This window comes from Adlercreutzia sp. CNCM I-6207 (assembly GCF_977072305.1).
Genome location: NZ_CDRVLZ010000001.1, coordinates 21,300 through 41,026, shown reverse-complemented (window position 1 = coordinate 41,026; position 19,727 = coordinate 21,300). Strand labels below are relative to the sequence as shown.

The window sequence follows — 19,727 nt, the reverse complement described above, 5'->3', positions numbered from 1 at the left end:
TCGCATCTCGTCCGTGAAAAAGTGAATGTTCTGATGCTATGGGTTCAGCGAAAAAAGAAAAGAGGCCACTCGGTAAGCGGCGAGGAGGCTCCTGCCATCTTTGCAATACTGCAAAGATGGCTAATCCCCTAATTCGCGCAGCATATCGAGAAGCTCTTGGCGGCGATGAATGTCCAATTTGGTGTAAATATGCTTAGCGTGAGTACGCACAGTATTCTCGCTGATAACAAGCCGCTCGGCGATGGCCGCCATGGAGTTGCCGCGGGCGATGAGCTCCATCACCTCTGTCTCGCGCATGGAAAGACCGTGGCGTTCCTGCAGTACCAGGCACTGCTTGGAAAGCCGGTCGCGAATGGCACCGGCGTCCTCCGAAGCCGAAGGCCGACGTCGACGACGTTTGGCTGGCGTGGCCGGTTTATCGTCGGCAGTAGATCTTACGCGGGAATCGCCATCCTCCAAAGACTCCGCTGACGCTCTGCCCAGTTCCGCTCCTAAGCCGCAGTTCGCCTTTCGAGTATCCTCGCCAAAGACCGAGCCGCTTCCTCTCCCCACTGACACGGCGGGCACGGCGGCAAGAGAATAGAACTCGATGGGGTCGGCGGTTACGGTGCCTTTCGACACCATCGGCCTGAAAAGGGTTCCCGTAGAGACCAGGAGCGTGATCCCCAGTCCGCAGCTAGAGATAAGCGCCACGAAATACAACCACTGGGAGCCCGCGGGCACCGTCAATTCGCTCGCCCAGCCAAAAAGGAAGCCGACGCTTTGCAAAATATAGACGATAGCCCCAAAGAACCCGTAGATGAACACAGGATTGATACCACGATCGCGGGAGACCTGGGCGCACTGCATCATCATGAGCATCTGCACAAGGGAAAAGACCATGTAGGCGACCGCCGCGAAGGCGTTCAGATACACCAAGCCACAAAACGGCATGAGAAGAAATCCCAGCGTGAGCAGCGGATATACCACGCGGAACACAGAGATGAGGCCGAAGCGAAAGCTCATGCGGTGCCACAGGACTAAAAGCACCGCAGCCGCAATAAACGAACCAAGCATGGACGCGCTGTTGACAAGCGAGCTAATTTCCTCATGTAGCAGAGCGATTCCGCGAATGACGCCGGCTACCAGAGCAAGCGACCCCACGCATAAAGCACTGCGCCAATAGTCGGCCACCACTTGACGGTAGACGCGCGGGTGCTGACGCGGGACGTCCTCGAACATGGGCTGCTCGAAGTTCATCTCGCGCACCGAAAGTGCCACGCACAGACCGCACAGAGGCACGAAGATCAGGGGGACGAGAAAAGCCGTTAGCGCAATGGGCACTAAATACAGGGCAAGGTAGATGAAGGGAGCGATAGCCGTGCCCACAATAAGGCGGAAATTGCCGGTTCTCGCATCGAGGGAAGCAAAATACCGCTGCCAGAGCATGAACATGCCGGCGCACCCGATTCCGAGAAGCACCCCGCCAGCTCCCACAAATGCAATGGCAGCCGATGCCACGTACATGGCCGTAATCAGACAGGCCGACCCAAGGAATAGCAGGACAGCGGAAAGCGAGACGAGCATGCGCCGAGCACCGTAGGGAAAGAAATACGATCCCAGCATACTCGCCAGGAAGGCGCCGCCAAAAGCCACAGCCTGAGTCAAAAAGAACGTGAGAGTCACTTCCACCGTCTGAAACTCAAGGGGAAGAAACGGGAAGATGCCGCCCCATACCGAGGTGGCATTCACCGTGAGGAAACAAGCATAGCCCCAACTTGACGCATGGCCGATTGCGCTGGCACTCTCGGTCGCCATAGCTTGACCTCCTCTCTTATCTCGGTGGCACGCATGGTAGCATAGGAGGACGCGCCTGTTAGGCAAATGACCGCACTTCGGTATCACCCGAAAACGCGCGAACTGGGGCTTTGTCCTTAAATCACACTTGTCGTGTGATTCGGCACTTCCCCTTTTCCGGTACTTTTGAAAGCGGCGAGAAGGCAATTCAACTAGAGGAGGGACTATGACTGAAACCCAATCCACCCTGTCGCGCCGCACCTTCGTCAAAGGCTCGCTCGCGGGCCTGGCTGCCACGGGAGCCGCGGGTACCGCACTCTTCGGATGCGCACCCCAATCTGGCACCGGAGCCGGGGAGGAGCCCATGGCCGCCACCGGAGAGGAGACTGCGCCCGACGAGATCCACTGGAGTCAGTGCAACGTCAACTGCGGCGGCAACTGCGTCTTCCAGTGGCACTCCCGCGATGGCAAAGTGCTCTACATGGAGACCGATAACACAGGAGATACCGACTTGCAGGCCCGCGCCTGTCTACGCGGCCGCTCCATGCGACGCTGGCTCAACAGCCCCGACCGTCTGCTGTACCCCATGAAGCGTGCGGGCAAACGCGGCGAAGGAAAGTTCGAGCAGATTACCTGGGACGAGGCTATCGACACCATCGCCAGCGAGCTGAAACGCGTCATCGACACCTATGGCAATGAGGCCATCTACGTCAACTATGCCACAGGCATGTACTCGAAAACAGGCAACCCCACCGCCCGATTGCTCAACCTGCTCGGCGGCTACCTAAACCGTTCCTATGACTATTCGGCCCACATGATCGAGGCCGTCGCGCCCTACATGTACGGTACGTCGCTCGACGGCTCTTCTCTGACTGAGGCAACCGAGCATTCTGATCTCATCGTCATGTTCGGCAACAGCCCCGCCGAAACTCGCATGGGCGGTGCCAATGCCTCATGGGATTTCGCCCGCCTTCGCGAAGCCATTCAGAACCGCGGCGGCAAAATTATCTCTATCGACCCGCGCATGAACGAGACGGTCTCCGGCCACCCTGACGAATGGCTTCCCATTCGCCCTGGTACCGACGCGGCCCTCTGCGCGGCCATCGCTCATGAATGGATCGTCGAAGGCAAAGTGGACAAGGAATCCCTCGATACTTACTGCCTCGGCTACGACGAGGACACCATGCCCGAATCCGCCAAAGGTCAGAACAAATCCTACAAGGATTACATTATGGGCACTGGCTGGGACATGGTGGAGAAGACGCCCGAGTGGGCCGCCCCCATCACTCAGATTCCTGCCTCCAGCATCCGCGAACTAGCCAACACCATCGCTGCTGCTAAGGCACCCTTCATCACCCAGGGATGGGGCCCCCAGCGCCACACAAATGGCGAGGACGCCTGCCGCTCTATTTACATGCTGCCGCTCCTCCTAGGCAAGTGGGGACTTCCGGGCACCAACAACGGGGAGCGTGAATCCATGGCGCTCACAAGTCTCGTTCCCGGCTTGCCAGCAGGCGAAAACCCCGTCACGCTTTCCATTCCCGCTTATCAGTGGGTTAACGCCGTGGATCACGGCCATACCATGACCGCCACAAATTCCGGTCTTGTCGGAGGCGATGAACTTGGTACCGATATCAAGTTCATCTGGAACTACGCCGGCAACTGTCTGACCAACCAGCATGGCGATATCAACATGACCCATGAGATTCTCGTCGACGAATCGAAATGCGAGTTCATCCTCGTCTGGGACACGGTCATGACCGACTCGGCGAAATACGCTGACATTCTGCTGCCCGATGCCATGCGCTCAGAACAAATGAACCTGCAGACCCAGGGATACACCGAATGGTACGCGGGCGTAGTTCTGGGTACTCCCGCTCAAGAAGCACCCGGCGAGTGTCGCTCGAGCTATGACGTCATGGCCGACATTGCCGATAAGTTCGGCGTGCGTGATGCGTTCACCGAAGGCCGCACTCATGACGAATGGGTAAAGTTCCTCTATGAGCAGGGGGCCGAAGAAGATGGCTCCATGCCGACCTGGGAGGAAATGCTCGAGCAGGGCGTATACAAGCGACCCGTTGAACCCTACATCGCCTTCGAGGCGTTCCGCAACGATCCCTCCGCCAACCCACTGGGCACCCCCTCCGGAAAAATCGAGATCTTCTCCGAAGCGCTGGACGAGATGTCACGTACCTGGGATCTTGAAGAGGGCGAGGTAATTTACCCCATCCCCGTCTTCCAAGCAGGATTTCACGGATACGGTTCCGTCACCGAGGAATTCCCCCTCTACTGCTGCGGTTTCCATCACAAGAGCCGCACCCATTCATCGTTCGGCTTCATCCCCGAGCTTGAAGCCGTGGCCCGTCAGCAGCTGTGGGTAAACCCCGCTGATGCCGAGAGCCGCTCAATTGAAGACGGCGACCTGATTGCCGTGACAAGTCCGGTTGGCGAGATTCGCATCGAGGCGAAGGTGACGCCCCGCGTCATCCCCGGAACTGTAATGATTCCGCAGGGCGCCTGGCACAAGGCCAACATGAATGGCGACAAGGTGGACGAGGGCGGCTGCGTGAACACGCTCACGCAGTACAAACCAACGCCGATGGCCAAGGGCAACGGCACTCACTCCATGATCGTCCAGATTGCGAAGGCCTAAGGGAGGTACGAAGATGACTCAGTACGGATTCTATTTCGACAGCACCCGCTGCACCGGCTGCCGCACCTGCGAGATGGCCTGCAAAGACTACAACGACCTGCCCGCCAACTACGCTTTCCGCCGCGTGTTCGACTACGAGGGTGGCGATTGGAAAGACAACGGTGACGGTACCTTTGAGCCGACGAGCTGGGCCTACCACGTGTCCATGGCCTGCAACCACTGTGCAATGCCGGCCTGCGTGGCCAATTGCCCCCAAGGCGCCTTGGAAAAGGATGCCGATACCGGGCTCGTGTCCCGCGACGAGGAGAAGTGCATTGGCTGCGGCACTTGCGTGAAAAGCTGTCCCTACGAGGTGCCCGTAGTGGACACCGAGACCATGAAATCCGCGAAATGCGACGGCTGCGCCTCCCGCGTGGCCGAGGGCAAGATGCCGATCTGCGTGGACGCCTGTCCGCTTCGGGCCCTCGAGTTCGGGGACATCGAAAAGCTGCGAGCGGCGCACCCCGGCACCGTGGACGGCATTGCCCCCATGGCTCCTCCGGATGCGACGAAGCCCTCTGTGGCCATTCTGGCCTGCCCGGCCGCCAAAGACTGCGGTGACACCACCGGCGCCATCGCGAATCCGAAGGAAGTGGAAAACGCCTAAGGAGCATTCAGGGCCGCCGCGACCCCTCCCTCATAGGCGGCGGCCCGCTTCCGATATGATTGAGGCGTAGCACGGATTCGCCCGATCTACGCCGTTTGAAGGGACTTGGAGACCATGCCGAAGGGATTTTTCTTCGATAACGCGCGCTGCACTGGATGCAGGACCTGCGTCATGGCCTGCAAGGACTACCACGACCATGGGCCCGACGAAGGATTTCGCCGCGTGCTCGACTACGAGGGCGGCGACTGGAACGTAGCAGAGGACGGAACCGTTTCCCAAGACGCCTTCGCCTATCACATTTCTCTGGCCTGCAACCATTGCGCCAGCCCCGCCTGCACCCAGGTATGCCCCACAGGGGCCATGCATCGCGATGAGACGGGGCTTATCTGGCCCGACATCACCAAATGCATCGGTTGCGGCTACTGTACCATGGCCTGCCCCTACCATGCGCCCGTCATCGATAAAGAGCTCAAGCGCTCGAGCAAGTGCGATGGCTGCCGCGAGCGTCTGGCCGCGGGGCAGGCCCCTATCTGCGTGGAGGCCTGCCCCTTGCGCGCCTTGGATTTCGGGGAGAAGGGCGACATCTTCGAGCGCCATGCCGAATGGTGGGACGAGGTGCGCGGCGACATCCTTCCTTTGCCTTCGGAAACGGAGACCGGGCCCAATTTATTCATCCGGCCCTGCCCCGCTGCTGCCCAAGGTCGCAAGGGCGCGCTGGTCAACCGCAAGGAAATCGGCTTATGACAAGCGGCCTCGACAATCTTTCCCTTGCGCTGTTCACCGCCTTGGCCCCTGCAGGCGTCGTAGCTTTCATCATCATGGCTCTGGCGCGCCTATTTGCTATCGACCACGAGCGCGCGGTTCGCATCGACCGCATGATCGCGCTGCCTTTCGCCGTTGCGCTCGTTGGCTTCATCGCCTCGGCAACGCATCTGGGTACGCCGGCCAACGCGCTTCACGTGTTCTCAGGCGTGGGAACCTCTCCGCTTTCCAACGAGGTGCTGGCCGCCGTGATGTTCTTGTTCCTGGCTGGATCCTATTGGATGGTCGCCTTCAAGGTGAACTTTCCCGATGCTGCTGCGAAGCCATGGCTGCTCGTCGCTTGCCTTGCAGGAATCGCCCTGCTAGCGTGCACCTCCCAAGCCTACGCCGTGCGCACCGTGCCCACCTGGAACACACCTTATTCACCGGCGAACCTTTTGCTCACGGGCTTATTCGAGGGGACCGTGCTAAGCCAGCTGTTTCTTGCCGCTGCGAAAGTACCCCTATCACGATGGAGCTTTCTCCTTGTGGGCCTGGGGGCGGCGAGCCTTGCTGCCGGCGTCGTCTCCATGCTCGCCCAGAACGCCTATCTGGCCTCAATCGCCAACAATGAGATATCCGCAGCCTCGCTTGCGCCGGGTTACCCTCTTGTCATCGGCATCTTCGCCCTCGTCGGGGCTGGCGCGCTCCTCCTCGACAGCTGGGCCCTGCGACCCCGAGCAACCGAGTGTGCGCGCCTCATCCTGCGTATCGCCGCCGCCATCCTCGCCTTCGCCGCCGTCTTTGCAACACGCATTGTGTTCTACAATCTGCATATGACCGTCGGATTCTAGCCCGCCGAAATCACTGACTTGCTCAGGAGGCTTTCCTTGACCCCATCCGTAGATGTCCTGAACAGCCTGTCATTTGCAGGCGCCACACTATCTCCCCTGTTTCTGCAGGATCCACGCACTGGTAGCGCAGGAGCGCTTTTCGAAGCATTGAGCTTGCTTAACGCCGACGAGGCTACGGCAGAATGGCCTTTGGCCGACAAAACCGAGGCGCAAGAAGGCCTCGATCTTATCGTTGCGGGGCTGAAAGCGAGCCGCGCCACCGAAGCTGACGGGGCTTTCTGCGCCGAAGACAAGCTTGTGGACGAGTACCGAAGACTGTTCATCGGCCCTGCGCAAAAACCGGCGCCGCCTTGGGGCTCCGTCTATACCGACCGGGAGCAAGTCATCTTCGGGGAAAGCACACTGCGTCTGCGGAGCTGGATGCGCCAACACGGCATCGCTCGCCTCGCAGACGACCGCATGCCTGACGACCATATCGGCCTTATGCTCTCGCTGCTCGCCACTTTGGCTGAAGAACGCCCCGAGCTGGTAGAAGAGTACTTGTCTGAGCATCTTCTCCCTTGGGCCCCCCATTATCTGGGCCTTCTGGAAGTCTGCGCCGAGCATCCTTTCTATAAAGGGCTCGCCCTTCTCACCAAAGCCACGCTGAAGGGAGCGCAGGACGAGCTGTCGCTTGTCGTGATCGAACCTCGCTTTTATCGCTAAGCGTCGACGGGCAATGTTGCCGTACGAAAATGGGGCCGCCAAAGCAGCCCCATGCCACCAACAAAATCTCCTGCACCACGGCGAAAGAGTCCCTACGCTGTGGTCTTCACGGCGCCCTTGTCGCAGCGGTTGCCCCAGGAGTCGATGATGTCCTTGTCGCGGTAGACGCAGATGACCTCGCAGTGGTTGGCGCACTTCTGGCATTCGATCTCGCGGGTCTTGAAGTCGAAGTCGAGCATCGCCTCGAAGTCGAAGATGCCGCTCGCGAACGGGCCCGACTCGGCCCCCACAATCGGCCCCGCATCGGCGGCAAGCAGCGCCACGCCGAAAGCGCCCATGAGGTGCCCGTCCGGATCCACCGCCACGGGCATCCCCAGCTGCTCCTCGAAGGCGTGCACCACCCCGGCGTTCTTGGAAACGCCGCCCTGGAACACCACGGGCGCGGCGATCTTCTTGCCCTTGCCCACGTTGTTCAGGTAGTTCGACGCCACCGCGTTGCAGAGCCCCGCGATGATGTCCTCGCGCGCGTAGCCCACCTGGATCTTGTGCACCAGATCACTCTCAGCGAACACGGTGCAGCGCGCGGCGATGTTGGCCGGCTTGGTGGAAGTGAGCGCGATGTCGCCGAACTCCTCCACCTCCACGCCCAAGCGGTGCGCCTGCGACGACAGAAACGAGCCGGTGCCCGCGGCGCACAAGGTGTTCATGGCGTAGTCCACCGCGATGCCGTCGGACACGCAGATGATCTTGGAATCCTGGCCGCCGATCTCCAGAATGGTGCGCACGTCCGGGTGCAGATGGGTGGTGCCCACGGCATGGGCGGTGATCTCGTTCTTGATCACGGAAGCCCCCAGCATGGCCCCCACGAGACGCCGCGCGCTGCCCGTCGTGCCAGCGCCGACGATATCCACCCCCGCGCCTTCCACCTGGCGCTCCAGCTCGCGCACGACGTTCTTCGACGCCTCGGTCGGGTTGCCCTCGGTCCACAAATACGAACGCGCGATGATGGCGCGGTTCTCGTCGATGATCACGCCCTTCGTGGAAATGGAGCCGATGTCGATGCCGAGATAACCCTTTGTCATTTGCTCTTCTCCTTCTTCATGGAAAGCATGTCGTAGAACGCCTCGAGGCGCGTGTCCAGGCCCGTGTCGGAGGTCTGGGAGTCGTAGGTAAGGTACAGCACGGGCACCGAGTAGTCCTCACTCACCTTCTGCAGCACGGGGATGCAGTCGATCTCCGGCGTGCACCCGGCGCTCTTCGCGTGGATGAGGCCGTCGAAGCCCCCCGCAGCGTACTTCTTCGCCGCCGCCACGGTGAGCGTGGAGGTGGGCCCCATGTCATAGGTCAGGTAGTCTTTCGCCCCCACGCGCAGGTTCGGCTCGTTGTAGCGAAGGTAGCGGTTCGTGAAGTTCAGCATGCGGTGCACTTCCACGCCCATGGCGACGAGCTTGTGGTCGAGCCCTAGGTTGCTGCGCTCGTCGATGGCCGTGAACATCTCGCCGACGATGCCGATGCGGATGGGATCGGCGGGCTTGTCCAGGGGAATGGCGCGGAAGGCGGCCATGGCCTCGCGGTAGGCCTCATTGATGTCGCGCTCGTCCAGGCAGGTGCGCATGGCGTCCATCGCCGACACCCAGGCGGCGTCGAAGGCCCCGCGCTCCACTTCGAAACCGGCGTTGGCCAGGTAGAAGTCGCGCAGGGAGTCCAAATGCTCGATCATCTTCGCCACGGCCTTCAGCTTCACGACACCGTGGGGAACGTCGATGTTCGGGTTCACCGTCTTCAGCACTTCCTTGGCCCAGCCGATGTACCCCAGCTCGATGCCCCGGGCGAAGTTCATCATGATGAACTCGTAGCCCATGTCCCGCAAGATGGACTCCTGCAGCTCGCCGTAATAGCCCAGCCGGCACGGGCCGCCGAACTGGATGAGGATGTCGGCGCCCAAATCGAGCGCCTCGGCGAAATCGCCCAGGATGTGCTTGAAGGGCGTGCACACGTAATCGCTCGAGTTCTGCACGCCCACCTCGCTGGCGGCGCGGGTGGCCTCGGGCAGGGGCAGGTAGTCCACGTCGAGCACCTGCTCGCAGAAGAACTTGAACGCCGGATCGTAGTAGCAGTAGCGGAAGAACGCCGCCTTGGTGTACTTGTGGTGCTTGGCCTTGTGCTTGGCGGCTTTGGCGGCCTTGCGGTCGGCCAGAAGCGTCGGGGCGTGGCGCCGCTCCAGCTCAACAGCCACCGAGGAGCGCACCTGCTCGATGGGGGCCTGGGGCTTACTCATGGACATAGCCTCCCTTCTGCTGGAAGCGCAGGATGTCGACGAAGCTCTCTACGCGAGTCTCCACGCCGGCGGTGCCGGACTGCGCATCGATCATCAGGTTCAGAATGGGCGTGCCCTGGATGCAGCGCATGATGGCATCGTCGGTCATGGAGTCGGGGCCGCAGGGGAAGGCGCTGATGAGCACGATGCCGTCGATGCTGTCCTGGGCCAGGAGTATGGAGCCTATGAGCTCGCGGTTGATGAGCCACGGCATGGTGCCGGAGAACTCGAAGCTCTTCTTGTAGGCGCGCTCGTGATCCATGGCGTCGGCGTAGACGACCGTGGCGCCCATCTCCTCGAGCGAATCGATGACCGCGCCGGAGAGGTACGGATCGTGGGAAATGTAGGGGTGGGCCACCACGAGGATGCCAAGCGGGCGCGCGACCGCATCGTCGCCGGCCGCCGCAGCGGCATCGGCGGCCCGGCGCTCGTCGATCAGACGGCGCAGCGTGCGCTCCTGGGCGGTGGCCAGCGCCTCGTCGTGGGCGCGCTGGGCGTCCCAGGCGGCCTTGAAGGCAGCGCGGGCGTCCTTGGGCGCGACGCCCATGCGGGCGCCCATGTCGCAGAAGGCGCGGCGCACGTCCTTCGCCTTCCGAGCATTTTGCACCTCGCAGGAGATGACGCGCAGCTTGTCGTCGCGGAAGGTGTTGCGCACCATATCGGTGGCCGACTGGAACTTCGTGCAGAACCCGCTGCGGTGGTCGCTCGTCGGATAGCAGGGCACGAAGACGGCGTCGCAGCGGCCCGCAAGGCTTTCCACGTGCCCGATGAACACCTTCGAGGCCAGGCAGCACTCGTCCACGGAAAGACGATCGCCCCCATCGGCGATGGCCTTGTCCGTCGGCTCGCTCACCACCACGGTGCGCCCGATGGATTCGAAGAACGTGGTCCACAGCACGCCGAAGCGATAGAACAGAAGCGCGCGGGGAATGCCCACCACCTGCACATCGGCCCAATCTGTCGTTTGGGGCACGGGCAACCTCCTCAGGTATCGAGGCGCCGGCCGAGCGGCCCGGCGCGAATAAGCAGTACCGGCAATCATAGCACAGCGCCCCTTGAACCTTCGTCCAAGGGGCGCTGTCTGCACATTTCGAAATGCTGTCCGCTATTCCACGTGGATCTCGAGGGCCTTCACGCCCGCCGGCGACCAGGACGTGGCGAACGACTCCTCCAGGGGCCCTTCACATCGGCCTTGCGGCCAATGAGGCTCTTGCCGTTGTCGTCGAGGCCCGAGGTGGCCACGGCGATGGTGGTCAGCCGATACTGGGTGCCGTTCAGATTCATGTCCAGCGGGCGGGTGAGCTTCAGCACCAGCTGCACGCTGCCGTTGGCGTTATCCGTCGTGCCCTTATTGGTGTAGTTGTTGCCGGAGGAAAGACCTGCGGCGTCTTCCACCGTCTGAAGCGTGCCCGACAGCGACACCGAGTCGCCGAACTTGACGTTGCCGATGTTCTCAGGGTCGGTGTTGGCGGGGTCGACCGATGCCGGCGAATCGGCGCCCTCGGCCGGAGCGACGGGAATCTGGTTCGTCTGCGTGTCGATCTGCCCCGCGTCGGCCACCGTGACAAGCCAGCCCTCGGTGTTGGACCAGGCCACGTTCAGCGTCACCGTGGAGGTGCGCAGTTCACTCGTCTTCACGCCGTCGGCCTCGCTTTCCACGGTCTTCGAAAGGTCCACAGTGATAGGGCCGCCGTCGATGGTGAGATCGGAGGTGGTCTTCACGATGGACGCATCAACCATGGCCTCCCCGTAGGTGGGGTCGTTGGTCGCGAGGATGTCGTTCAGGTTGGCCAAGATGTCGTTGGCGTTGGCGCTGGCCAAGGGAACGGCCGATGCCTCTCCCACCACCAAGTCGCCGGGAACCCACGTCTCGCCGGCATCGGAGTACTCGAAGGGCAGCGTCACGGGCACGTTGATCTCGACGCCCTTGTTCTTGAAGGTGGCCGTGGCAGTGGCCTCGCAGGTGACGATCTGGTTGCCCGGCGTGCCCAAGTTCGTGGGCTCGTTCAGCACGATGTCGCTGAACTTCGGGCCGATGAGCGCGTCTTGGGAGACGTAGGCGTACTGCGAGATGTCCGGCGCGTCCATGGCCACCTCGTCGAAGGCGGCGATGACGCGGGCGTCGGACAGCGGCACCCGCTGGGTCTCCTCGGCGACCGGCTGCTTGTTGAAGAAGCCGGAGGTGAACAGATAGGTGAGCACGCCGGCAGCTACGAGCACGCAGATGATAAGACCAACGATGACGGCCGTGCGCTGGCCCTTCTTCACGTCGCGGGGCTGAGCGGCCTCGACGTTGCCGTAATCGTCCCCGGCACTCTGGATGAACGCCGCAGCGGCGGCTTTCGCGGCGGCGGCCTTCTTGGCCTCGGCGGCCGCGCGGGGGGAAAGACCCTCGTCGGGGGCGGAATCGGCCGGAGAGGCGCTGCGCGGATCGAGTTCAGTCATAATTCCTCCTGAGAAAGCAGACCGCCATTATGCGGCCTTAACCTCGCAGTATACTGTATTTGACCCTCTGTCGGCTAGGGCAGCGGGCGAACTATTGGGCCGATTTCCCCAGGTTGCCGGCGATGACGACGCAAATCGCCATGAGCAACAGGTTGAAGATGAGCGACGTGGGAAGCTGACCGCCCGTGGCATAGCACAGCCCCAACCCGAACACCGAGGCGACCACACCGGCCAAAGCGAGGCTGCGAAGGGCCGCCGCGCGCCCCGGATTGCGCGAGGCCGCGCGTCCGAGAACTCCCGCCGCAATGGTAATGCCGTTGGCCACGGCCGCGGTAACGCCGAGCACGAGGGCGGAAAGCGGGAGCCCCGTTGTGGTGGCCGCCCCGTCGGCGAAGGCCCCGTAGATCACCACGCCTCCCACGGCGAGCCCGAACAGGCCGCAGATCATCAGCAGGTACGAGAACATGCGCAGATACCACGAAATGGTGCTTGTCTGTTCGACTGCCACCAGCGCTCCTTTCAGCCTGCTGCCCTGCGGGCAATGTGACGGACGCCCCTCAAGCTTGCGGGCTTGTTGTGGGCTTGCCGCCTGAAGATGGGGGTCATGATACCATAGGCCCATGGATCCGACGGTTCTTCAACAAACCCCCTTGCAGCCCTCGCCCGGCATCGGAGACGGCAGCAAGAGCGAGCGCACTCCCCTGGCGCTTCGCGTGTTCGGCGCCCTGCTCATGGCCGGGGGCGTGGCCGTCGTGCCCGAAGTAATCCACACGCTCGCCCAAATGGGAACCGTCTTCGTCGAGAAAACCTACACCGACGACTCGCTGCTCACCATCATCCTGTACGTCACGCTCGCGCTGTCCGCCTGCTTCTGCGCCCTGGCCTCCGGCGTTCTCGGCTTCCGCCTTCTGCGCGGCAACCGCCGGCGCGCCCGCCTCATCGCCGAGGCCGTGGCCATAGGGCTCGTCGTCGCCTTCTCCGCCGATCTGCTGCTGTTCGGCGTGAACCCGGGCCTGTGGTTCCTCGGAGCCTGCGCCCTCATCCTCATCGCGGCCCACGTCTGGGTGGACCCGTCGCTGTCCGACGAGCGCGAGCTGCAGCGGCGGCTGCGCCTCATGCAGACCCGCGAAGAGGCCGAGGAAGGCACCCTCGGCCTGGACAAGACCGGCCGCGGCTACATCGAACTGGACTTCTTCAACCTGTTCTGGATCTTCGTCATCGCCTCGGTGGCCGGAGTGGTCATCGAGTCCATCTACCACGTGCTCGTGGTCGACTTCGGCCACTACGAGGACCGCGCCGGCCTTTTGTGGGGGCCCTTCTCCCCCATTTACGGCTTCGGCGCCGTGCTCATGACGTTGGCGCTCAACCGCTTCCACAACGCGCCCATCCCCGTGGTGTTCCTCGTCAGCGCCGTCATCGGGGGCGCCTTCGAGTACTTCGTCAGCTGGTTCATGGAATACGCCTTCGGCGCCATCGCCTGGGACTACACTGGCACGTTCCTCAACATCAATGGCCGCACCAACTTCATGTTCATGTGCATGTGGGGCGTCCTCGGCGTGGTGTGGGTGAAGCTCGCTCTGCCGGCGCTTCTGCACACGGTGAACCTCATCCCGTGGCGCTGGCGCTACTCCATCACGGCGCTGTGCGCGGCGCTGATGATCTTCGACGGCGCCATGACGCTCGTGGCCCTCGACTGCTGGTACTCGCGCTTGGCAGGTGCGGCGCCCGACAACGCGCTCGAGCAGTTCTGCGCCGAGCAGTTCGACAACCAGTGGATGGAAAACCGCTTCGAATCGATGAGCATCCACCCCGATGCCGCCCATCGCTCATCCTAGGAGATTTTCGTGACTGAAGACCCGTACGACATCCTCGGCGTTCCCCGCACGGCCACGTCCGACGAGATAAAGAAGGCCTATCGCAAGAAGGCGCGGGAGAACCACCCGGATTTGAACCCGGACGACCCCGAGGCCGAGGAGCGCCTGAAGAAGATCAACGAGGCCTACGACCGCATCACGAACCCGGAGAAGTACGCCCGCGAGGATGCCCGGCGCTACCGGTCGCCCTACAACCCCACCTACACCGGCTACGGCACGCCGGGCGGCAATCCCTTCGGCAGCTCCGGCCCTGGCAATCCCTACGGCGGCGGCTCGGCGCCCGGCGGCGGGTACCAGTACCAGTGGGTGGAAATCAACTGGGAGGACTTGTTCAACACCTGGAACCAGGCCTCCTCGGTGCCGCGGCCGGAGGTATCGACCACCGATTCGGCCGAGCTGCGCCAAGCGGTGCTGTTCATCGACGGCGGCAACTACAAAGCGGCCCTCACGGTGCTCGCGGCCCTGCCCATCAAGGAGCGCACGGCCCGCTGGCACTATCTGGCGGCGCTGGCCAACTACGGCGCCGGCAACACCGTGGCCGCCGTGGACCAGATCCGCACCGCCCGCAAGGCCGATCCCACCAACGGCGACTACCGCCAGGCCGAGGCCGTCATCGGCGCCCGCGCCCGCACCTACCAGCAGGAAAGCGAGAGCCGCGGCTTCGGCGGCTGCGTGGACCCGAGCTCGCTGTGCTGCTGCCTCATGTGCGGGCCGGCCCTCTGCCAACCGTTCCTGTTCTGCCTGTAGTTTATTAGTAGCGCGGAACGTCGAGCGTCGTCCACTCGGGGGCGTAGCGGGCGACCCAGTGGGCCACGCCGCGGATGGCCACGGCCTCGGCGAAGGTTTCAGCCACCGACAGCACCACGTACAGGATGAGCGTGCAGAAAATCATCGGGCCGGCCAGGGCGGCGATGAGCGACATGATCTGCGCGAAGGAGGGATCGGCCGCACCGCCGATGGCGGCGATCGTGGGCGCGGCACCCATGATGCAGAGGAACATGATCGAGAACACCACGATGCTCAGCACGAGCGAGATGCCGATGACAATGGCCATGGGGATGAGCGTCACCGCGAACAGCTGGCCCCAGTTGCGGCGCGCCTTCTCCCAGATGTCCTTCACGTTGAAGCCATCGCCCAGGCTCTGCCCCATGATCATGCGCATCTGCATGATGATGCCGGCCACATAGGTGGCGAGGGAAACGGCGATGGAGACAACCCAGCCGATGAAGGGAATCCAGCCGAAGATGCCGCCGATGATGCCGCCAATCAGGCCCACCACCAGCGTCAGTACGAAGGCGTAGAAGCCGTATTCGAAGTTCTTGCCCGTCACGATTTTTTGGGGCAAGAGGCTGCGGCCGCCGAAGGGCACCTCGCGGGACCAGAACAGAAGGTAGCCGGCCACGACGAAGTTCAGAATCGGCACGCACATGATGAGGCCGAGCACCAACAGCCGGCTCACGTAGTTCGGCGTCGCCTTCACGTCTTCCCAGGCGGCCTTCAGGCAGCTGGTGGCGTAGGCGGGCGCGGGCTGGGTCGGGGGCGTGTAGTTCATCGGATCCATGGGAACCTCCTCTTTCCGGAGTCGAAACGCCTGCACCTTGCGGTACGTGAGACGCCGCGCAAACCAGAGGCGCTCCGACTCGAATGACGTTGGGGCTATTGTGACATCATTTCCCCTCTTGACACCGAATCAGTGGGGAAATTGTCATCTAATTCCGCAAGAATTAAGCAAGCTTGAAGGAGTCCCTGAAGAGCAGACTTCTACATCTCGCGCTTCTCCACCACCGTGTAGGCGGGAAGGATGCTCGCCTTCACTACGCGATAGCAGAGAATGGCCGTAAGCGGCATGCCCAGGCACAGAAGCGTGCCCACCTTGAAGGAGGCCATGGTGCCGAAGGTATCGATGAGGGCGCCGGCCACGGTGGGCCCGAAGGCGGCCCCGCAGGTATAGCCGGCATTGAGCCACGTGATGGCCTCGGTAAGGCGCGCGTCGGGCACGGCGCGCTCGCAAACGCCGTTGGCCACGATGAGCAGAGGCGCGTAGGTGCACGCGCCCAGCAGCGCCACCGCCATCAGCGTGGGCGCCGAATCGATAAGGAACATGGTGCCGAAGGACAGGCCGACGGCGCAGGCGGCCACCACGAGCTGCTTGGGCAGAGGCGCCCGCAGACGCACCATGCCGAACAGAAAGCCCGCCGTCATGGACACCGCCCCCGAGGCCATAAGGACCGCACCGGCGAAATCGGGGCTGTTCAAGTCTTCGGAAAGCGACACCGTGGCCGTGTCGAACAGGCCGAGGAACGACCCGGCGAAGGCGTAGATCACGAACAGCACGCGCACCGCCGAGGAGGTGGCGAGCAGGCTCTTCGAAGGCACGGACGCTGCCGAAGCGACGGCAGCCGCCCCCTCGGCGAGCGCGCCCTTCGAAGCGGCCGCACCGTCTCCCGCCGCGTCGCCGACGGCATCGGCAGCATCGGCAGCGCCGACGACATCGGCGACATCGGCGGCGCTCCCCGCGGCCTCACCCTGCGACCAGCCGGGATACGGCTCGGTGCCCTTCGCCGAGCACAGAAGCACGACCCCGACGGCAAAGGCGACGCCGCCGCACACCATGCCCGCCACCGGCGCGATGGCGGCAGCGAGCGCGATAGAGATGGACGGGCTGAAGATGAACGCCATGTCGTCGAGCACGCTCTCGTAGGAGAACATGGTGCGCAGATCGGGCGCTGTCTCGCCCAAGCGGCCGGAACGGATGAGGTAGGTCCATCGGGCGCGGGCCATGGCCTGGGGGCTCGGGAAGAACCCCACCAGCAACGCTCCCACAAACAGGGGCCATACCGGCCCGTGCAGCGCCACGTTCGCAATCAGAACAACAAGGCCCAGAAGCGACACGGCCGCGGCCTTGGGCACCACGGCCGACTGGCCGCGCTCGTCGATGCGCTTCGACACCCGAGGCGTCACCACGAAGATGGACAACGCAATGAGCGAGGAGGACAGCCCTGCCGTGAGAAAAGAGTAACCCGACAGCGTGATCATCGTGACCACGCCGATGTTCAGCATGCTGCCGAAAAAGCGCATGAGCAAACAGGCGATGTCGAAGGGGTAGGCCTCGCGCACGCGCAGCACTTTCTTGTAGACTCCCGGGCTCACCTTCGCCACGTTTCCACCTCCGCTCCCGCTCATGATGCCGGGCCCATGCCCGGCTTAACGTCTACCGCTCTGTAGGGTAGCACGTCGCCGCAGGTGACGGAAGAGACATGTCTCCAAGAAACCGAGGGCGTCCTTGGGTGCGCCCACAAGCCCGAAGGCATCTTTGGCCCCCGTTGCTGCCCGAAACGCGCAAACGGCCCCGCAGCCAGGGCGGGCTGCGGGGCCTTGAAAAGGCGGCCGCCGGGCAAGCGGCCGATCCGCCGGAACGAGGCGGCAGCTGGCACCTCAGAGGGAGCTGGCCCGAAAGAAGGGGCACGAGCCAGCGTCAACCAACCAGCTACCGAATCTCGTCCAGGGGTATGCCATTATAATCGTGGGCCGTGAAGAACAGGATAACGCCGGCCACCGCACTGATGGCCATCATATAAAAAGCTGGCATGAGCCCGTTGCCCGTGGCGTCGATGAGCGCCGTGGCCACAAACGACGCCGTGCCGCCGAACACCACGTAGGCGATGTTCGAGCCTAAAGCCGCGCCGGTGTAGCGCACTTCCGTGGGAAACATCTCCGCTTGATAGCAAGCGATGTTCGCGTCGTTGAGCGACAGCGTCACGCACATGATCAGCTCGGCGACAATGACAATGGGCAGCGACGCCGTCCCCAGCATGAGGAAACAGGGAATGGAAAGCACAATGAAGGCGACGCATGCGGTGAGCAGCATACGCCGACGCCCCACTTTATCGGACAGCGTACCCGAGCCGAAGATGATGAGCAGATATGCAATGAGCGCGATGTCGGTGGCCAGCTGCGCCTGGGACGCCTCCATTGAGGTGTAGCTCGTCAGGTACGTCGGCAGATAGGTGAGCACCAGATAAAATCCCACCGCGTTCACCATAGTAGCGGCAATGGAGGACAGCAGGCGCTTGCGGTACTTCTTGAACACCAAGTGCGTCGGATGCTCCGCCTCCTTGTTCCCCTCTTCCATCTTCACGAAAGCCGGAGAGTCTTCCAGCTTGGTGCGGATGTAGTGGGCGATGAAGCCGAGCGGGCCAGCCAGAAGAAACGGAATGCGCCAGCCCCACTCAATAATGGCGGCCTCGGGCAGAATCATTTTCAGCACAAGGGCCATCGTGGAGCCCGCCAACAAGCCCGTGGCCGTCGAGGCAGGGACGAGCGAGCAATAGCGGCCGCGCTTCTCAGGCGGGGCATACTCGGCCAGAAACACAGCGGCACCCGAGTACTCGCCGGCCACTGAGAACCCTTGTACGCTGCGCAGCACGAGCAACAGGATGGGAGAGGCCAGGCCAATGGCCTGGTAGGACGGCAGACAGCCGATGAGGAAAGCGGCGCCGGACATGAGCAGAACCGAGATGGCCAGCGACTGCTTGCGACCCTTTTTGTCGCCCATGCTTCCCCAGAACATAGCGCCAAGCGGACGGAAAATGAACGCTAGGGCAAAGATGGCGAAGGCCATCAAGGTCGAGTTCACCTCAGAGCCGGGAAAGAAGACCTGACCGATCGTAATAGCAAAGTACGTATAGGTGGCATAGTCGAACCACTCGATGAAGTTCCCCAGAAACGACGAAGCGGCAACGCGCTTCAAATCGCCATGGGGCTCGTGGGCGACAGGGGCGACCGCGGGCGCGTCATCGTTAGTCCTCATGGAAATCACCCGCTCCGCTGAATTCGTCCTCGATAGCGATGACCATATTGGCCACGGCCACGTCGCGCAGGATGATGCCCTTCTCGCGCGTAGAGGCACCAGGATGAGACAAGCAGCCCGAAGGCGGCGTGTAGTCGGCCACAATAGGCAGCACATCGTAATTGGGAAGCTCGGCGGGCAACCCCGTGTACAGCGCGGGATCGATGCGATCCATGTCCACCAAATCGGGATAGAACAAGAGCATGAGGGACGTCTCCATCACGCCGGCATGCTCCAAATCCCAACCCGTGAAGCCATCGGGATAAAGTTCCTGGATGGTGGCATCGTCAACAAAATCCCAGTAGGACAAAAGCTGAATCTTTACGTCTCTGATGCCTTCGGCCGATGCCTTCTCGAGAGCCAGCTCGGCGCCTTCAAAGATAAACTGGTAGTTCTCGTAATGGCCGTTCATGAACACGATCTTGCGAGCGCCGTCCTCGATGAGGCTATAGCAGATATCGCGGGCCAAAGAGATGATCGTAGTACCCGACAGCGAAGTCGTGCCCGACAGGTGGAACCCGCCGCCACTGCGCTGCTGGGAACGATAGCCGAAATTGATGGCCGAGCACACGATACCCTCGAGCGCGCCGTCCGTATCGGCCGTGAGCGCCTCAGCGGTCGCGCCGGCCATGGCCTTGGTAAGAGCGGCGTCCACGCACATGGCCATATGGCTGCCATGCTGTTCGAGCGCACCAACGGGGATGAAGACGACGGCATCCTTCGCGAGCTTCTCGCGGTAGGTAAAGGCGTCCATCTCTTCCATGAATACAGAGTTTTTCATAGTCACTCCTTGAAAGCAGGGGCCTTCCCTCCCAAAAAGACCCATTTGGCAAGTGCGTAAGCGGAGGGCCGGGCTCTCACTTCCCC

General features: G+C 62.5%; 17 protein-coding genes. 7 read left to right on the top strand and 10 right to left on the bottom strand.

Annotated elements, in window-relative coordinates; genetic code table 11:
* Positions 1-120: 120 nt before the first annotated feature.
* Positions 121-1,797 (bottom strand): LuxR family transcriptional regulator, encoded by a 1,677-nt coding sequence (locus ACW4QM_RS00170; protein ID WP_022739179.1) that lies wholly within the window; start codon positions 1,795-1,797, stop codon positions 121-123.
* Positions 1,798-2,002: 205 nt separating this feature from the next.
* On the opposite strand from ACW4QM_RS00170, the gene ACW4QM_RS00165 reads away from it, so the two are divergent.
* From ACW4QM_RS00165 to dmsD, 5 genes are all read left to right on the top strand, one after another.
* Positions 2,003-4,429, top strand: coding sequence for a DMSO/selenate family reductase complex A subunit (locus ACW4QM_RS00165; protein WP_302223595.1), 2,427 nt, complete (start codon positions 2,003-2,005; stop codon positions 4,427-4,429).
* A gap of 13 nt (positions 4,430-4,442) precedes the next feature.
* On the top strand, positions 4,443-5,075 hold the full coding sequence (locus ACW4QM_RS00160) for a DMSO/selenate family reductase complex B subunit (RefSeq protein WP_022739171.1): 633 nt from the start codon (positions 4,443-4,445) through the stop codon (positions 5,073-5,075).
* A 114-nt stretch (positions 5,076-5,189) separates the two neighbouring features.
* On the top strand, positions 5,190-5,819 hold the full coding sequence (locus ACW4QM_RS00155) for a 4Fe-4S dicluster domain-containing protein (RefSeq protein ID WP_022739168.1): 630 nt from the start codon (positions 5,190-5,192) through the stop codon (positions 5,817-5,819).
* Entirely contained in the window at positions 5,816-6,670 is an 855-nt protein-coding gene (locus tag ACW4QM_RS00150; protein ID WP_227070583.1) for a dimethyl sulfoxide reductase anchor subunit family protein, read from the top strand. The genes ACW4QM_RS00155 and ACW4QM_RS00150 overlap by 4 nt, the downstream gene beginning before the upstream one ends.
* A gap of 36 nt (positions 6,671-6,706) precedes the next feature.
* A complete protein-coding gene (gene dmsD, locus ACW4QM_RS00145; protein WP_227070582.1) occupies positions 6,707-7,375 on the top strand; it encodes a Tat proofreading chaperone DmsD in 669 nt (222 codons plus the stop codon).
* Between the two features lie 92 nt (positions 7,376-7,467).
* Here dmsD and ACW4QM_RS00140 read toward each other — a convergent pair whose 3' ends face one another.
* The 5 genes from ACW4QM_RS00140 to ACW4QM_RS00120 all read right to left on the bottom strand — a co-directional run bounded on the left by ACW4QM_RS00140 (position 7,468) and on the right by ACW4QM_RS00120 (position 12,645).
* Entirely contained in the window at positions 7,468-8,457 is a 990-nt protein-coding gene (locus tag ACW4QM_RS00140; protein ID WP_227070581.1) for an acyl-CoA dehydratase activase, read from the bottom strand.
* Positions 8,454-9,653, bottom strand: a complete 1,200-nt coding sequence (locus ACW4QM_RS00135) for a hypothetical protein (RefSeq protein ID WP_227081076.1) — start codon at positions 9,651-9,653, stop codon at positions 8,454-8,456. Before ACW4QM_RS00135 ends, ACW4QM_RS00140 begins: the two co-directional genes overlap by 4 nt.
* Complete coding sequence (locus ACW4QM_RS00130) at positions 9,646-10,665, bottom strand: acyl-CoA dehydratase activase-related protein (RefSeq protein ID WP_227070579.1); 1,020 nt, start codon at positions 10,663-10,665, stop codon at positions 9,646-9,648. Before ACW4QM_RS00130 ends, ACW4QM_RS00135 begins: the two co-directional genes overlap by 8 nt.
* Before the next feature lie 158 nt (positions 10,666-10,823).
* Positions 10,824-12,137, bottom strand: coding sequence for a hypothetical protein (locus tag ACW4QM_RS00125; RefSeq protein ID WP_455798075.1), 1,314 nt, complete (start codon positions 12,135-12,137; stop codon positions 10,824-10,826).
* 91 nt (positions 12,138-12,228) lie between these two features.
* Positions 12,229-12,645, bottom strand: coding sequence for a hypothetical protein (locus ACW4QM_RS00120; protein ID WP_227070577.1), 417 nt, complete (start codon positions 12,643-12,645; stop codon positions 12,229-12,231).
* 112 nt (positions 12,646-12,757) lie between these two features.
* On the opposite strand from ACW4QM_RS00120, the gene ACW4QM_RS00115 reads away from it, so the two are divergent.
* Both ACW4QM_RS00115 and ACW4QM_RS00110 read left to right on the top strand, forming a co-directional pair.
* Positions 12,758-13,972 carry a putative ABC transporter permease gene (locus ACW4QM_RS00115; RefSeq protein ID WP_302404993.1) on the top strand — a complete coding sequence of 405 codons (1,215 nt, stop codon included), beginning with the start codon at positions 12,758-12,760 and terminating at the stop codon, positions 13,970-13,972.
* A 9-nt stretch (positions 13,973-13,981) separates the two neighbouring features.
* A complete protein-coding gene (locus tag ACW4QM_RS00110) occupies positions 13,982-14,758 on the top strand; it encodes a DnaJ domain-containing protein (protein ID WP_302404994.1) in 777 nt (258 codons plus the stop codon).
* A gap of 4 nt (positions 14,759-14,762) precedes the next feature.
* Here the strand turns inward: ACW4QM_RS00110 and ACW4QM_RS00105 are convergent, their stop codons facing one another.
* The 4 genes from ACW4QM_RS00105 to ACW4QM_RS00090 form a co-directional block, all read right to left on the bottom strand.
* On the bottom strand, positions 14,763-15,572 hold the full coding sequence (locus ACW4QM_RS00105; RefSeq protein ID WP_302404995.1) for a DUF4013 domain-containing protein: 810 nt from the start codon (positions 15,570-15,572) through the stop codon (positions 14,763-14,765).
* Between the two features lie 200 nt (positions 15,573-15,772).
* Entirely contained in the window at positions 15,773-17,170 is a 1,398-nt protein-coding gene (locus tag ACW4QM_RS00100; RefSeq protein WP_455798074.1) for an MFS transporter, read from the bottom strand.
* Between the two features lie 328 nt (positions 17,171-17,498).
* On the bottom strand, positions 17,499-18,821 hold the full coding sequence (locus tag ACW4QM_RS00095; RefSeq protein WP_418994555.1) for an MFS transporter: 1,323 nt from the start codon (positions 18,819-18,821) through the stop codon (positions 17,499-17,501).
* A complete protein-coding gene (locus ACW4QM_RS00090; protein ID WP_114540156.1) occupies positions 18,811-19,641 on the bottom strand; it encodes a creatininase in 831 nt (276 codons plus the stop codon). The genes ACW4QM_RS00095 and ACW4QM_RS00090 overlap by 11 nt, the downstream gene beginning before the upstream one ends.
* Positions 19,642-19,727 lie beyond the last annotated feature (86 nt).

What these genes read in the sequence shown, in the direction of transcription:
- ACW4QM_RS00170 (WP_022739179.1), bottom strand. Translation starts at nt 1,797, where the DNA reads ATGGCGACCGAGAGTGCCAGCGCAATCGGCCATGCGTCAAGTTGGGGC.
- ACW4QM_RS00165 (WP_302223595.1), top strand. Translation starts at nt 2,003, where the DNA reads ATGACTGAAACCCAATCCACCCTGTCGCGCCGCACCTTCGTCAAAGGC.
- ACW4QM_RS00160 (WP_022739171.1), top strand. Translation starts at nt 4,443, where the DNA reads ATGACTCAGTACGGATTCTATTTCGACAGCACCCGCTGCACCGGCTGC.
- ACW4QM_RS00155 (WP_022739168.1), top strand. Translation starts at nt 5,190, where the DNA reads ATGCCGAAGGGATTTTTCTTCGATAACGCGCGCTGCACTGGATGCAGG.
- ACW4QM_RS00150 (WP_227070583.1), top strand. Translation starts at nt 5,816, where the DNA reads ATGACAAGCGGCCTCGACAATCTTTCCCTTGCGCTGTTCACCGCCTTG.
- ACW4QM_RS00140 (WP_227070581.1), bottom strand. Translation starts at nt 8,457, where the DNA reads ATGACAAAGGGTTATCTCGGCATCGACATCGGCTCCATTTCCACGAAG.
- ACW4QM_RS00135 (WP_227081076.1), bottom strand. Translation starts at nt 9,653, where the DNA reads ATGAGTAAGCCCCAGGCCCCCATCGAGCAGGTGCGCTCCTCGGTGGCT.
- ACW4QM_RS00125 (WP_455798075.1), bottom strand. Translation starts at nt 12,137, where the DNA reads ATGACTGAACTCGATCCGCGCAGCGCCTCTCCGGCCGATTCCGCCCCC.
- ACW4QM_RS00115 (WP_302404993.1), top strand. Translation starts at nt 12,758, where the DNA reads ATGGATCCGACGGTTCTTCAACAAACCCCCTTGCAGCCCTCGCCCGGC.
- ACW4QM_RS00105 (WP_302404995.1), bottom strand. Translation starts at nt 15,572, where the DNA reads ATGGATCCGATGAACTACACGCCCCCGACCCAGCCCGCGCCCGCCTAC.
- ACW4QM_RS00095 (WP_418994555.1), bottom strand. Translation starts at nt 18,821, where the DNA reads ATGAGGACTAACGATGACGCGCCCGCGGTCGCCCCTGTCGCCCACGAG.
- ACW4QM_RS00090 (WP_114540156.1), bottom strand. Translation starts at nt 19,641, where the DNA reads ATGAAAAACTCTGTATTCATGGAAGAGATGGACGCCTTTACCTACCGC.